We start from the raw sequence: 14,059 nt of genomic DNA, 5'->3' as shown, positions 1-14,059 counted from the left end.
CGACCGCGGTGCCGGTGGTGGCCCCGGCGGCCGCCGCGCCGGTCGCCGGCCAGGACTCGACGCCACGCGCGCTGCCCGCGCCGGTCGCCACCGCCACGGTGCCCACGGTGTCCGCTGTGCCCACGGCATCCACCGTGTCCGCTGTGCCCACAGTGTCCACTGTGGACTCTCCGTTGCCCGTGGTCGCCGGCGCGGTCTTCGTCGAGGTGCCCGCCGACGCCAGCAGCACGGCCCAGCAGCGGCAGGCCGTGCGCGGCCGGCTGGGCACCCGCTACGACGTGGCGACCCGCGCGGTCACCCGACTGCTGTCCGAACGCCCCGGGCTGCGCGCCGGGCCGGGCGAGACCGCGGCGCTGCTCGCGGAGCTGGCCGTCGTGCGGGTGTTCGCCGAGGAGCCGGGGGAGCGCTACGACGCCGACTTCCAGATCTGCCTCGCGGGTGGGCTTCGCCGGCTCCCGACGGCGAGAACCGTTGTGGTGCGGGGAATCCCGGCCGACACCGACGTCCGGCCGCAGACCGTGCTGCGGCTGCGCGCGCCCGTGGTCGCCGCCCCGGCGACCAGGACCGGGTCGCTTGGCCCGGCGGAGGCGCTGATCTGGATGGCGACCGCGCGCCGGATCGACGGCCTGCTCATCGGCCACCAGAAGGACCGTGACCTGGCCGGCGAGGTCGCGCTGCCGGCACACACCCGGCTGCGGGTGCTCGCCGTCGAACCCGGCGCGGTCCGCCGGGTGCTGCTCGCCGAGGACGGCCTGCCGAGCGAGGCCGCGCTCACCCGGCTCCGCGCCGCCGCGGCCGCCCGCGCGAACACCCAGGACCCGGCGCCCCCCGACGACCGCTGGTTCGGTCCGCTGCCAGCGGCCTGACCCACGAGCCTGACGGAGATGAGGGAAACAGATGGACGACTCGGACCCCCACCGGACACTGCTCGCGCTCGCGGGCCACGCGCCGGACGGGTGGCTGGCCATCGCGCGCGAGACGGTCGCCGACGGCGACACCGGCCGGCTGGCCGAACTGCGCGGCGCGCTGGCCACCGTGCCGGCGCGGCGGTCCACCGGCCGGGCGTTCCGGTTCACCCCGGACACCAGCGGGCACGAGGAAGCGGACCGGGCCGTGGTGGCTGTGGTGGCTGCGGTCGCCGCGTGGGCCGGCACGACCGCGTGCTGGGCGACCACCCGGGACGACACCGACCGGGTCTACCTCGTGCAGGCCGACGGCGACCTGCCGGCGGTGACCCTCGCCGTGCAGCGCGCGCTCACGGGCACCCCGAGGGTCGAGACGTTCGGTCCGGACACGCCGCTGCCCGCCTACCACGAGTCGGCGCTGCTGGCCGCGACACCGCTGTGGTCGGCGGCGCCGGCCGCGCCGGTGCGGGTGGCCCGCACGTTCGACGGCGCGTCGCCCGATGGCGGGCCGTGGTTCGACCCCGGCCACGAACTGGTGGTCGACGCCGAGGAGTGCCAGCGGCTGCTGGACTTCCTGGCCGGCGGCGAGGTCGTGCTCGCCGCCGAGGTCCGGCTGCCCGACCTGCTGACCGGCACCGCCGGCGCGGTGCCGACCGACCTGCGCTCCGACGGCACCTGGGTGTGGTCGGCGGCCGCGCGGTACTACCTCGACCGCCACCGGCTGGCGCCGGACGCCGACCTGGCCGCGCACGCCGCGACGAGCCCACCCGGCGGCCGGCTCAGTCCACTCGACCGCTACCGCGTGCGCGCGGCGCTGACCCCGACCGACGAGGAGACCCCGCTGTGGCGAGCAGGCTGACGACCGGTGTCCGCTCGATGCTCGGCGTGTCGCCGACCGAGCCGGACTGCTTCCGCACCATCACCGACGCGATCGCCGCGGCCAGGGACGGCGACGTGATCTCCGTGCGGCCCGGCGTGTACGCGGAGTCGATCGTGCTGGACCGGGAGGTGACGCTGTCGGGCTCGGGGTCGCCGGGCGACGTGCGCGTCGAGGCGACCGGAGACCCGGTGCTGCGGGTCAGCGTGGAGCACGTCGCGGTGTCCGGCGTCGAGTTCGCGCACGGCGGCGGCGAGGTCGCGGTGGACCTGCGCGGCGGCAAGCTGGCGTTGGACGAGTGCGTGCTGGCCGCCGACTCCGAGGTGGCGCTGGTCGTGCGCGGCGGCACCGAGCTGCGGGCGCGGGACTGCGAGATCCGCAACACCGGCGGCGCCGGGGTCCTGGTGTTCGACGGCGCCCGCGCCGAGCTGCGTGGCTGTCGACTCGGCCCGGTCGCCAGCACCGCGGTGGTGGCCCGCACCGGTGGCGCGCCGACGCTGGTGGACTGCGTGGTGGCCGACGCGAAGGGCGCGATGCTCGCCGCCGACCACGGGCACGGCGTGCTGGAGCGGTGTCGCGTCGAGCGTGTCGGGGGCACCGCGATCGTGGTGGAGGAGCACGGCGAGCTCACCGTCATCGACACCGACGTGTCCGATGTGGACGGTGTGGCGCTACTGGCCGCCGGCGGGTCGCGACCGGTGCTGCGGGACTGCCGGATCGACCGGACCACCGGGCAGGCGATCGTGGTGGTGCAGGACGCGGCCGTCGAGTTGGAGCGGGTGGTCGTCTCGGATGCGCGGGGGCACGCGCTGCAGGTGCTGGACAGCTCCTCGGCCGACCTGTCCGAGTGCGTGTTCACCGGCACCGCGCACGACGCGGTGCTCGCCGGCGGGGACGCCACGGTCCGGCTCGCCGGCTGCGAGATCACCGGCGGCGCCGGCGACGGCGTGGTCGCCGAGGGACAGGCCGAGGTGAGGGTGTCGGACTCCCGCGTGGTGGGCGCCGCGAAAACCGGCCTGACCGCGCGCGGCCACGCGCGGCTGTCGGTCGACGGCGGCGAGGTGCGCGAGTGCGCGACGGGCGCGGCCTGGCACGGGCAGGCCGGCGGCGAGATCGTCGGCTGCTCGGTCCGGGAGAACCTGCGCGACGGGGTGGTCGTGCTCAGCGACCAGCCGGTGGAGATCCGCGACTGCCGCGTCGAGCACAACCGGGGCCAGAACACCCGCGGGCCCGCCGACGCCGCCCCGAAGTCCACTGTGGACGAGCCGGCGCGGCCGCCGGCCGAGCCGTCGGCCACGGGGGAGGAGCTGGCGCGGCTGCTCGCCGAGCTCGCCGGACTGGTCGGTCTCGACGGGGTCAAACGCGAGGTCGAGACCCTGGTGCGGCTGCACCAGATGGCCGAGCGTCGCGCGGCGGCCGGGCTGCCGTCCCCGCCGTTGTCCCGGCATCTGGTGTTCGCCGGCGCCCCGGGCACCGGCAAGACCACGGTCGCCCGGCTGTACGGCCGCATCCTCGCCGCGCTGGGCGTGCTGCGGCAGGGGCAGTTGGTCGAGGTGGCCCGCCCGGACCTGGTCGCCGCGGTGATCGGCGGCACCGCCATCAAGACCGCGGAGCGGTTCGAGCAGGCGCTCGGTGGCGTGCTGTTCATCGACGAGGCCTACGCGCTGGCCGCCGGCAACGGCAGCGGCGGCGGGCCGGACTTCGGGCGCGAGGCCATCGACACGCTGGTCAAGATGATGGAGGACCACCGCGACGACGTGGTGGTCGTGGTCGCCGGCTACACCAACGACATGCGCGGGTTCCTGGCCGCCAACCCCGGCCTGTCGTCCCGGTTCTCCCGCACCATCGAGTTCGCCGACTACTCCTCGGCCGAACTGGTCACGATCGTCGAGGGACTGTGCCTCGGCCACGACTACCGGCTGGAGTTCGAGACCCGCTCGGCGCTGCACACCTACTTCACCGCCCTGCCCCGCGACGCCGAGTTCGGCAACGGCCGTACCGCGCGCAAGGTGTTCGAGGAGATGGTCGGCCGGCAGGCCTACCGGCTGGCCGAGGACGACTCGGCGACCGCGGTGTCGCTGACCAGGCTGCTGCCGGCCGACCTCGGCCCGCTGCCGGGCGCGGCGGTCGGCGCGGGTGCCGGCCGGGTCGACGAGGAACGGGTCGAACAACTGCTCGGCACGCTGCGTGGACTGGTCGGGCTGGCCGAGGTCAAGGCCGAGGTCGCCGCCATGGTCGACCTGCTGGCCTCGGCCAGGCAGCGGCAGGCCGCCGGGCTGCCGGTGCCGCCGCTGAGCCGGCACCTGATCTTCGCCGGCCCGCCGGGCACCGGCAAGACCACCGTCGCCCGGCTCTACGGCTCGCTGCTGGCCGCGCTCGGTGTGCTGGCGCAGGGCCAGGTCACCGAGGTCAGCCGTGCTGACCTGGTCGGTCAGTACGTCGGACACACCGCCCACCGGACCACCGAGGCGTTCAACCGCGCCCGTGGTGGCGTGCTGTTCCTCGACGAGGCGTACACGCTGTCGGCCGGCGCCGGGGGTGCCGGCCACGACTTCGGCCGGGAGGCCATCGACACGCTGGTCAAGCTGATGGAGGACCACCGCGACGAGGTGGTGGTGATCGCCGCGGGCTACGAGCGGGAGATGGCCGGGTTCCTGTCGGCCAACCCCGGTCTGTCGTCCCGGTTCTCCCACCGGGTGCGCTTCGCCGGCTACAGCGCCGACGAACTGGTCACCATCCTGACCCAGCTCGCCGACGACGTCGGCTACGAGTGCACCGGGCAGACCATCGCCGCGCTGCGGGCGCACTTCACCGCGATGCCCCGGGATGAGTCGTTCGGCAACGGCCGCTACGCGCGCCAGCTGCTCGACCAGGCCATCGCCCGCCACGCCCGGCGCACGCGCACCCTGGCGGCGCCGACCATGGACGACCTGTGCGTGCTGGTTCCCCAGGACGTGCCGGAAGCACCGCGAACCGGGTGAGCCGCCCGCTCAGACCAGTTCCGCGCACGAGGTCGCGTTCCCGTCGGCACCGGCGCCGCCCTCCCAGCGCACGTCGGCGAAGGTGGCGTCGAACGTGCCGGTCGAGTAGGCGAGGAACGGGGTGTCGACCATCGACGGGTTCAGCCCCGCGGTGACGAAGCACGACAGCGGGATCTTGACCGTGGACCGTTGCCCGACGGGCAGCTCCCGGAACAGTTTCGTGGCCGGCAGCTCGGCGGCACACGGGTGGCCGCAGTGCACCTGGACCGAGGCCTCGCCTGCCGGTGGCGTGTGCACCACCACGTCGAACACGAGCGCGCCGTCTGCGTCCACATAGGAGCTGAGGTCGTTGGGGTGGTTCGGGGTCTGCAGATAGAACTGCCCCGGCAGGTCTCCCGCCCAGGCGACCCGGATGCCCGCCGGGCCGTCGGGGGTGGCGGTGATCGCGGCCTGCGTGGCGCCGTTCGGTGGGATCTCCACCCCGGCCCAGTTGGCGGCGTCGCCGATGAACCCGGTGAACGGATCGACCGGTGCGCTGTCGTAGACCCGCATGGCCTTCGCGGCGTTCGGCCCCGGCGCGGCGGAGCTCGATCCGGTGTCGCTCGTGCCGGCGCTGCGGTCGATCGACGTGATCGCGTTCAGTTGTGCGTCATCGGTGTTGGTCGTGATGAGCAGGGTCGTGACGATGGCGACGACCACCGCGACGGCGGCCGCGATCGCCGGCGCGGGCCACGACTTCCTCGCCGGCTGGGCGGTCCTCGGGTCGGCCGGGGCCAGCACCGGCGGTGCCGGTGGCGGTGGTGGTGAGACGACCGGGCGCGGCGTCGCGGCGACGGCCGCGGCGCCCAGCGCCACGGTGAACTTCGGGTGCAGCGTCACCCGCACGGGCTTGCCGAACTCCGCGAACACCTGTTGGGAGACCAGCGGAATGCGCGAGGAGCCACCGGCGAGCAGCACCGCGGACAGGTCCTCGGCGGTCAACCCCGCCGAGGAGATCGTGCGCCGCAACGCGTCGATGGTCAGCCGGACCGACGGCCTGATCATCTCGTTCAGCTCGAGCCGGCTGATCGTCACCTCCCTCGGCCCGGTGGGCAGCGGCACCGACAACCGCAGATCCGGCTCGACCGACAGGTCCTCCTTGGCGCGCACGCACAGCGCGCGGATGTCGGCCAGCGCGCGGGCCGCCGCCGGGTCGGCCGGGCTCAGGTCGCTGATCGCGCCGTCGAGCTGGTCGTCCAGGTGGGCCAACACCGTCTCGTCGAAGTCGATCCCGCCCATGTGCTCGATGCCTTCCGGCGTACCGAGAATCTCCATGCCGCCGGCGCGCATCCGCAGGATCGTGGTGTCGAACGTGCCGCCACCGAGGTCGTAGACCGCGACCACCTCGCCGTCGCCGAGCCTGCGCTCACCGGAGTAGTGCGTCGCCGCCGCCTCCGGCTCGGTCACCAGCCGGTAGTCGGTCACGTTCGCCAGCCGCAGCACCTCGGTGAAGTGCTCGCGCCGGTAGGGCCCCCAGATCGCCGGGCAGGTCAGCACCACCGAGGCCGGCGGGGCGCCCATGGCGGTAGCGACGTGCGCGAGCACGTCGCGCAGCTGGGCGGCCATCAGCGCGGCGGGCGAGTAGGCGGTGCCGCCGATCACCAGCGGCGTCGGGTCGCCGAGTCTGCGCTTGAAGTTGCGGACGACCAGCGCGGGATCGGCCGCGGCGGCCAGCGCGGCCGTCCCGGTCAGCAGCGAGCCGCCGGGCGCCGAGTACGCCACCGACGGGACGATCACGTCCTGGCCCATCGGCACCATTCGTGTCCCGCCGGGTCCGCTCACCGCGACCGACGTGAAGGAGGTCCCAAGGTCAATACCGACTCCGTACCACATGGTTTCGTCTTTTCCTGTCTGGTGAAAGGGAAAGGAAGTCACCGCGACCACCCCGGTGCGCTGACAGGTGTGCTGGACCACTGGTAGTGCAGTTCTGGCCGGCCGACCTGGCCGTACTTCGGCGCGCGCACGGCCATGCCGACCTCGGCCAGGTACTCGAGGTAGCGGCGGGCGGTCACCCGGGACATGCCGAGCGCGTTGGCCGCGGCGGTCGCGGACAGTCCCTCTTTCGCCGCCCGGAGAGTGGTGATGACCGCGTCGAGGGTCGGTGGGCTCATGCCCTTGGGGAGTTGGGTGCCCTCGGTGCCGCGCAGGGTGGCCAGGAGCTGGTCGACGTCGGACTGTTCTACGTGGGTCCGGTGGTCGACGCCGTGGCGGAACCGGGCGTAGCGCTCGAGCTTGTCCCGGAGGGTGGCGAAGGTGAACGGCTTGAGCAGGTACTGGACGACGCCGATGGACACCGCGGCGCGCACGACGGCGAGATCGCGGGCGGAGGTCACCATGATCACGTCGATGAGCCGGGCGTCGGCGCGCAGCGCGCGGCACAGGTCCAACCCGTTGCCGTCGGGGAGGTACTGGTCGAGCAGGATCAGGTCGATGTCCGTTCGGGACAGTGCGCGCCGGGCGCCGGTCGCGGTGTGCGCGACGCCGGCGACGGCGAAGCCCGTGACCCGGTTGACATAGAGGCGGTGGGCGTCCGCGGCGACGGGGTCGTCCTCGACGACGAGCACGTTGATCACGGGGCGGCCGCCAGGGTCGTCGGCAGGTGCACGGTGAACACCGCGCCCCGCTCGCCGTGGGTGAGGTCGATGGTGCCGTTGCCTCGGCGGACGGCCTGGCGCACGAGCGCGAGGCCGATGCCCCGGCCGCCGGCCTTGGTGGACCAGCCGCGGTCGAACGCGACGTCGCCCGCGGCCAGGCCGGTGCCGGTGTCCTCGACCCGCAGCACCAACCGGCCGTTGTCGGTGCGGGCGGTGACGTACACCTTCGGCGCGGTCCCCCCGTCGAGGGCGGCGTCGAGCCCGTTGTCGATGAGGTTGCCCAGGATGGTGACCAGGTCGCGCGGGGCGAGCGTGTCGCTGAGCACGGTGTCGTCGATCTCGGTCTCCCGCGTGATCACCAACTCGACCCCGCGCTCGTTGGCCTCGGCCGCCTTGCCGAGCAGCAACGCGGCGAGCACCGGCTCGGACACCGCGTCCACCACCCGGTCGGTCAGCCGCTGGGCCACCGCCAGCTCCGCGGTCGCGAACTCCACCGCCTCCGCGTGGCGGCCGAGCTCGACCAGCGACACCACCGTGTGCAGCCGGTTGGCGGCCTCGTGTGCCTGGGAGCGCAGCGATTCGGCGAACCCGCGCACCGAGTCCAGCTCGCCGGTCAGCGCCTGCAGCTCCGTGTGGTCCCGCAGCGTCACCACGATGCCGTTGGAGCGGTCCCCGGACACCACCGGCGCGCAGTTCACCACCAGCACCCGGCGGTCGGTCAGCTGGATCTCGTCGCGGGTGACCCGGTCCGGCGCCATGCTGGCCACCATGTCGGCCGGCAGCCCCAACTCGGTCAACAGCCTGCCCTCCACCACCCCCGTCAGACCGAGCAGGTCGCGGGCGCCGTCGTTGCACAACGTCACCCGGCCGGCCTGGTCGACCAGCAGCAGCCCTTCGCGCACCGTGTGCAGGATCGCCTCGTGGTACTCCAGCGCCCGGCCGAGCTCGGCCGGGCCCAACCCGTGGGTCTGGCGAGCCAGCCGGCGGCTCACCAGATACGTGCCGGCCATTCCCACCGCGAGCGTCACCGCCGCCACGATCACCAGTGGCACCATCCGACTCCGCACCTGCCCCGCGATCGCGTCCAACGTGATCCCCACACTCACCAACGCCACGACCTGCCGGCCGGCCAGCACCGGTACCACCGCCCGCACGGACGGGCCGAGCGTGCCGGTGTAGGTCTCGGTGAACACCCTGCCCGCCAACGCCTCGTCGACGTGACCGAGGAACTGCTCACCGATCCGGGCCGGGTCCGGATGCGTGAACCGGCGACCGGTCCGGTCCATGATCGTGATGAAGTCGACCCCGGTGTCCGCGCGCACCCGCTCGGCGAAGGGCTGGAGCAGCGCGCTCGGGTTCGGGGTACGCACCGCGTCGACCACGGTCGGCGTGTCCGCGATGGTCAGTGCCACCGACACCACCTCCTCCCGTTTTGACGACTCGACGCGGTCGGCCACATCGAAGTAGACGAGCACCGCGCCGGCCGCCACCAGAAACACCACGATGATCACCTGCAGAACCAGCAGTTGTCGCGCGAGGCTCCAGCCCCGACGCGCACCACTTTGTTTCATAGCCACAGTGTGCCGGGAAAGCAAGGTTTTCCGCACGGATCAGGGATTAATGGGCCTGACTTGTGTACGTAATGAACAGAAACGTGACCCAGCTCATATCGGCGTGGACGATACTGCCAACCAGACCATGCCAGGAGGTTCCGTGTCTGCCACAAAGGATCAACCAGTTCGGGCGCAGCGGCGCGATCGAACCCACCTGCTCTACATTGCGGTGGTGGTCGCGGTCGCGCTCGGTATTTTCATCGGCCTGGTGTGGCCGGCGGTCGGCAAGGAACTGAAACCGCTCGGCGCCGGCTTCGTCAACCTCATCAAGATGATGATCAGCCCGATCATCTTCTGCACCATCGTGTTGGGTGTCGGCTCGGTGACCAAGGCGGCGAAGGTCGGGAAGGTCGGCTCGCTGGCCATCGGCTACTTCCTCGCCATGTCCACAGTGGCGCTGGTGATCGGCCTGGTCGTCGGCAACATCCTGCACCCCGGTGACGGCCTGCAGCTCACCAGCGATGTCCGCGAGGCAGGTCAGGGCCAGGTCGCCGAGGCCGAGGGCACGGTGGAGTTCCTGCTCGGCGTCATCCCGGCCACGCTGGTGTCCGCGTTCACCGAGGGCTCGGTGCTGCAGACGCTGCTGATCGCGCTGCTCGCCGGGTTCGCCCTGCAGGCCATCGGGACCAGGGGAGAACCGATCCGGCGCGGCGTCGAGCACATCCAGCGGCTGGTGTTCCGCATTCTCGCGATGATCATGTGGGTGGCGCCGATCGGCGCCTTCGGCGCGATCGCCGCGGTGGTCGGCGAAACCGGCGTGGACGCGTTGAAGAGTCTCGCGATCATCATGGTCGGTTTCTATGCGACGTGTTTGTTGTTTGTGTTCGGCATCCTGTCCACACTGCTCTGGCTGGTTGCCCGCATGAACATTCTCTCCCTGTTCCGCTATCTCTCCCGAGAGTTCCTGCTTATTCTCTCCACCTCGTCCTCCGAAGTCGCGCTGCCCCGGTTGATCGCGAAAATGGAACACCTCGGGGTCAGCAAACCGGTCGCCGGCATCACCGTGCCGACCGGCTATTCCTTCAATCTCGACGGCACCGCCATCTATCTCACCATGGCCACGTTGTTCATCGCCGAAGCCATGGACGCGCCACTGTCGATCGGCGAACAGATCGGGCTGCTGCTGTTCATGGTGATCGCGTCGAAGGGCGCGGCGGGGGTCACCGGCGCCGGACTCGCCACGCTGGCCGGCGGCCTGCAGTCGCACCGGCCGGAACTGGTCGACGGCGTCGGCCTGATCGTCGGCATCGACCGGTTCATGTCCGAGGCCCGCGCGTTGACCAACTTCGCCGGCAACTCGGTGGCCACCATCCTGGTCGGCACCTGGACAAAGGAGTTCGACAAGGAGAAGGCCAACCAGGTCCTGGCCGGCGAGGACCCCTTCGACGAGCGAACGCTCATCGACGACCACGGCGCCGCCGGCGACCCCGCCGGGGAGGCGAAACTCGTGGACACCGCGGCGAAGTAGGCGGTGGGCGGCACGGGCCGGTGCGCCGGCCCGTGCCGTCGTGCGTTCCCGGTCATGGGCGGACAACCCCTTCGCTGCGCCGAAGTCGTCGTGGAAACCCAACGTAGCCCGCGGCCGGCCGGGTGGCGGTCGGTCAGGGCGGATTCGGGCACGAGGTCTACCCGAAAGCCCTTCGCGGGCTTTCGGGTAGCTGTCGGGACGGACCGGTCAGGCCACGAGCAGGGTGTCGGGTCCGAAGTCACGCAACGTCCGCAGCGCGTTGTGCAGCCTGCTCTTCACCGTGCCGGCGGGCACGCCGAGCGCCCTGCCGGCCGAGGCGGCGGTGCGGTCCGCGTAGTAGACCTCGACCAGAGTGTCCCGGTGCACCGGGGACAGCAGGTCGAGGATCGCGCTGACCACGACCCTGGTCTCCACCTCGTCGCTGGCCGGCGCCGACACCGCGGCGTACTCCAGGTCGTGGTCGGGCAGCTCGACCTCGGTTGGCCGGGCCCGGCGCACGCGGTGCTGGTCGACCGCGATGTTGTGCGCGACCCGCATCAGCCAGCCGCGGACCGAGCCGAGGTTCTCGGTGAGCCGGTCGAGGTTGCGCCAGGCCCGTACCCAGGTCTCCTGCACGACGTCCTCGGCCGCGTGCCGGTCGCCGTTGGTCAGGCGCCTGGCATGGCTGAACAGCGCGTCGCCGTGGGTGCGTATGACGTCTTCGAGCTCGATGCTGGCCATCTGTACCCTCGCCCCGGTTCGCTGTGCTTCGCTGTGTTTCGTTGGCATCAGCGTCGCGTTCTCCGGCGCGGAAGTCGCTGGGACTATCCCTCCTCGTCCGGGAGTTATCCCGCGTTCGTGCGTAGGGATATCCCTACCCGCCGGCGAGGGGCGGCACCCTTGTCGCGCGGCGGCGTTGCCACAACGCTTGAGTGGTGCACCGCATGGCTCGTTGGCTCCGCCGGACCGCCCCGACCAGAGGGCTGCTCCGGCCGCCGAACCGCACCGCCGTGCGGCTGCGCTACGGCCTGGAGCGGACCCTGCACGACGGCGCGGTCGCCGACATCTCCGCGCTGGCCCTGGAGTTGGGCGTGATCTCGGCGACGACCGGCGACGCCGGCATGGCGGCGCGGCTCACGGACGCCCAGCACCGGGTCACCGGCATCCTCGACGACCTCCGCCGCGTCGGCTCGTGGATCTACCCGCCGGTGCTGGCCAGCGCGGGCCTCGGGCCCGGTCTGCTGGCCGTTGCCGAACGCCGGGGGCTGCGGCTGCTGCTCGACCTGCCGGGCGGCGAGCTCGGCGCGGAGGCACGGTCGCGGGCGGGCCTGCTGGTCGCCGACCACTTCCACACGTTGCGGCCAGGTAGCGTGGTGCGCGTGCGGGTGCGGGGACGGCGGATCGTTCGGGTGAGCATCACCGATCAGCAGCCAGGCGGCTCCGCCAGGCGCGCGCACCGGGCGGTGCTGCGGTGCGGGTAGCCATCGCCGAGGACGGCGCCCTGTTCCGGGAGGGCATGGTCCTGCTGCTGGAGGCGGCCGGGCACGAGGTCGCCGGCTGTTTCGCCGACGGCGACGCGCTGATCGCCGCGGTCGCCGCCGACCCGGTGGACGTCGCGATCCTGGACATCCGGATGCCCCCCGGCCCGGAGGGTGGCCTGGACACCGCCGACCGCGTGCGCGCGCTGTGCCCCGAGGTCGGCCTGCTGCTGTTGTCGCACTACGCCGAGACGCACTACCTCATGCGGGTGCTGGAGGTTGGCGCGGAGCGGATCGGCTACCGGCTCAAGGAACGCGTGGCCGGCGTGCGGGTGCTCGGCGACACGCTGGACCGCATCGCCGCCGGGGAGATCGTCATCGAGCCGGTGCTGGCCCGGCGGCTGGTGCACGGCGGCGGCCGGGGGGACGACGCGCTCGCCGGGCTGACCGAGCGCGAGCTGGACGTGCTGCGGCTGATGGCCGAGGGCCGGGCGAACAACGCCATCGCCGGCGAGCTGTACATCTCGGCCAAGGCGGTGGAGAAGAACATCGCCGCGATCTTCGGCAAGCTCGGCCTGCCCGGCGACGCCACCGTGCACCACCGCCGCGTGCTCGCCGTGCTGGCCTACCTGCACGCGCGGCGGATCGACGGATCCTCGGGGTGAGCCGCCGGGCACTCGCCGGTGGCCGCGCGGCCCACGAGGTGGCCGCGGCCGAACCGCCGGCGCGGCTGACCGCCGCGCTCGTGCGCAACCTCGCCGAGCACGTCGGCGGTCAGGTCGCGTTCGCGGTGCCCACCGAGCGCGGCCACGCGGTGGTCGAGTCGTGGCCAGCCGGCCTGGCCGAGGTCGCCGGCGCGGTCGGCGTGGAGCCGGCCGGTTCGGCCGGTTCGGTGTTCGTCCTCGAGCCGGCAACCTGGGACGACGGGGCGCGCGCGCTGCTGAGGGACACCGCAGCCTGGGTCGGCGTCGCCGCCCGGCTGGCGCGGCTGCGCACCGAGCGCGACGCGGCCGACCGGCGGGCGCGCAGGCTGCGCGCCGAGCTGAGCACCGCCCGCACCCGCCTGGCCAAGGTCCGCGACCTGGAGCGACACCGGCTGGTACTGGCGATCACCGCGACGACCTCGCGGGACCTCGACGCCGTGCGCGGGTCCCTGCGCGCGGTCGAGGAGGGCGGACTGGCCACGGCACAGGAGGTGCTGGACAAGGTGATCGACGACTTCCGGGTCGTGGTGCGCGGGGTGTTCCCGGCGATGCTGCCCGACCGAGGGCCACGCGCGGCGCTGGCCGAGCTGGCCGCGACCCTGCCGCGCCCGGTCACCTTCGCCGGCGACCTCGGCCGCCGGGTCGGCTGGCAGCTGGAGTCCGGTTTCTACCACGCGGTCGCGGCCGCGCTGAACCTGCTGGCTGGCAAGGATTCCCCGCGGCCGGTGACGGTCACGTTCGGCCGCGACGACGCGTTGCTTGCCAGGATCGACGCGCCGGGTGGACCGGGGGAGGCGGAGCTGCGCGCCGCCCTCGGCCAGGACATCGAGCGGCTCGCGGTCCTCGGCGGCGAGCTGGCCTGCCGGGTGGCCGACGGCGCGGCGGTGGTCACCGTGCGCCTGGCCGAGCGGATCGAACCGGTGGCGCCACCGCTGGCCGACGTGGCCGGCTTCGAGCGCAGCGCGCTCTACCGGCGGGTGCGCGACGTGCTGCGGGCGGGCCAGGACGTCGCGGGCGCCCTGCCGGCGCGCGCGGACTGGGACGCCGTCGCGGAACGGCTGACCATCCCGCCCCGGCTCGCCGTCGTCGGGTCCGCCGCCCGGGTCCCGGAGACCGCGGGCGTCTCGGTGTTCGTCGTGGACGCGCCCGCCGACCGGACCCTGGCCGAGGAGCTCCTGGCCGAGGACGGCCCACGCGGCGGCGTGGACGCCGTGCTCTGCCACACCCCGCCGACGCCGGAGTTCCGGACCGTGGTGCGGGGCGGGCGGAACCGGGTGCTGCTGGTCGAGCACGGCGAGGTCGGGGCGGTGGCGGCGGCGCTGGCCGCGCGCGGCCCGGTGCTCGCCGCCCGCCGGGCGGTGGTGGCGATGACCGCGCTGGTCCGCGGCCTGCCGGCCGACCACCGGCTGCGCTGGGCGGTC

At 73.2% G+C, this 14,059-nt stretch carries 11 protein-coding genes; 7 read left to right on the top strand and 4 right to left on the bottom strand.

Translation table 11 applies throughout. The annotated features are described in order from the left end of the window. Positions 1-116 precede the first annotated feature (116 nt). Genes ACYVIP_RS41200 through ACYVIP_RS41190 form a run of 3 tightly spaced genes read left to right on the top strand, consistent with a single transcriptional unit; the run spans position 117 to position 4,763 of the window. Positions 117-866 carry a hypothetical protein gene (locus ACYVIP_RS41200; RefSeq protein WP_460406528.1) on the top strand — a complete coding sequence of 250 codons (750 nt, stop codon included), beginning with the start codon at positions 117-119 and terminating at the stop codon, positions 864-866. A gap of 31 nt (positions 867-897) precedes the next feature. Continuing rightward, on the top strand, positions 898-1,764 hold the full coding sequence (locus tag ACYVIP_RS41195) for a hypothetical protein (RefSeq protein WP_460406527.1): 867 nt from the start codon (positions 898-900) through the stop codon (positions 1,762-1,764). Beyond that, complete coding sequence (locus tag ACYVIP_RS41190) at positions 1,749-4,763, top strand: AAA family ATPase (protein WP_460406526.1); 3,015 nt, start codon at positions 1,749-1,751, stop codon at positions 4,761-4,763. The genes ACYVIP_RS41195 and ACYVIP_RS41190 overlap by 16 nt, the downstream gene beginning before the upstream one ends. A gap of 9 nt (positions 4,764-4,772) precedes the next feature. Here the strand turns inward: ACYVIP_RS41190 and ACYVIP_RS41185 are convergent, their stop codons facing one another. The 3 genes from ACYVIP_RS41185 to ACYVIP_RS41175 are packed head-to-tail and all read right to left on the bottom strand — an operon-like array spanning position 4,773 to position 8,967. After that, positions 4,773-6,635, bottom strand: a complete 1,863-nt coding sequence (locus ACYVIP_RS41185) for an Hsp70 family protein (RefSeq protein ID WP_460406525.1) — start codon at positions 6,633-6,635, stop codon at positions 4,773-4,775. A 38-nt stretch (positions 6,636-6,673) separates the two neighbouring features. Next, the gene (locus ACYVIP_RS41180) at positions 6,674-7,375 is read right to left on the bottom strand and encodes a response regulator (RefSeq protein WP_460406524.1); all 702 of its coding nucleotides are present in this window, start codon (positions 7,373-7,375) and stop codon (positions 6,674-6,676) included. Continuing rightward, positions 7,372-8,967, bottom strand: a complete 1,596-nt coding sequence (locus ACYVIP_RS41175; RefSeq protein ID WP_460406523.1) for an ATP-binding protein — start codon at positions 8,965-8,967, stop codon at positions 7,372-7,374. Before ACYVIP_RS41175 ends, ACYVIP_RS41180 begins: the two co-directional genes overlap by 4 nt. A gap of 127 nt (positions 8,968-9,094) precedes the next feature. Here ACYVIP_RS41175 and ACYVIP_RS41170 point away from each other — a divergent pair, with 127 nt between their 5' ends. After that, positions 9,095-10,477 (top strand): cation:dicarboxylate symporter family transporter, encoded by a 1,383-nt coding sequence (locus tag ACYVIP_RS41170; RefSeq protein WP_460406529.1) that lies wholly within the window; start codon positions 9,095-9,097, stop codon positions 10,475-10,477. A 207-nt stretch (positions 10,478-10,684) separates the two neighbouring features. On the opposite strand, the gene ACYVIP_RS41165 is transcribed toward ACYVIP_RS41170, so the two are convergent. Further along, positions 10,685-11,197 carry a sigma-70 family RNA polymerase sigma factor gene (locus ACYVIP_RS41165; protein WP_460406522.1) on the bottom strand — a complete coding sequence of 171 codons (513 nt, stop codon included), beginning with the start codon at positions 11,195-11,197 and terminating at the stop codon, positions 10,685-10,687. A 203-nt stretch (positions 11,198-11,400) separates the two neighbouring features. On the opposite strand from ACYVIP_RS41165, the gene ACYVIP_RS41160 reads away from it, so the two are divergent. The 3 genes from ACYVIP_RS41160 to ACYVIP_RS41150 all read left to right on the top strand — a co-directional run. Continuing rightward, positions 11,401-11,937, top strand: coding sequence for a hypothetical protein (locus ACYVIP_RS41160; RefSeq protein WP_460406521.1), 537 nt, complete (start codon positions 11,401-11,403; stop codon positions 11,935-11,937). After that, positions 11,928-12,599 carry a response regulator gene (locus ACYVIP_RS41155; RefSeq protein WP_460406520.1) on the top strand — a complete coding sequence of 224 codons (672 nt, stop codon included), beginning with the start codon at positions 11,928-11,930 and terminating at the stop codon, positions 12,597-12,599. Before ACYVIP_RS41160 ends, ACYVIP_RS41155 begins: the two co-directional genes overlap by 10 nt. Continuing rightward, the coding region (locus tag ACYVIP_RS41150; protein ID WP_460406519.1) for a hypothetical protein at positions 12,596-14,059 on the top strand (1,464 nt) is incomplete at its 3' end. The genes ACYVIP_RS41155 and ACYVIP_RS41150, both read left to right, overlap by 4 nt.

It is taken from the genome of Actinophytocola sediminis, from assembly GCF_054779715.1.
Note: the sequence above shows the minus strand (reverse complement) of the source record. Positions and strands in the feature narration are given on the sequence as shown.

Excerpts from the sequence above, each read along its gene's own strand:
- ACYVIP_RS41165 (WP_460406522.1), bottom strand. The coding sequence starts at position 11,197 with ATGGCCAGCATCGAGCTCGAAGACGTCATACGCACCCACGGCGACGCG.
- ACYVIP_RS41160 (WP_460406521.1), top strand. The coding sequence starts at position 11,401 with ATGGCTCGTTGGCTCCGCCGGACCGCCCCGACCAGAGGGCTGCTCCGG.
- ACYVIP_RS41195 (WP_460406527.1), top strand. The coding sequence starts at position 898 with ATGGACGACTCGGACCCCCACCGGACACTGCTCGCGCTCGCGGGCCAC.
- ACYVIP_RS41175 (WP_460406523.1), bottom strand. The coding sequence starts at position 8,967 with ATGAAACAAAGTGGTGCGCGTCGGGGCTGGAGCCTCGCGCGACAACTG.
- ACYVIP_RS41185 (WP_460406525.1), bottom strand. The coding sequence starts at position 6,635 with ATGTGGTACGGAGTCGGTATTGACCTTGGGACCTCCTTCACGTCGGTC.
- ACYVIP_RS41170 (WP_460406529.1), top strand. The coding sequence starts at position 9,095 with ATGCCAGGAGGTTCCGTGTCTGCCACAAAGGATCAACCAGTTCGGGCG.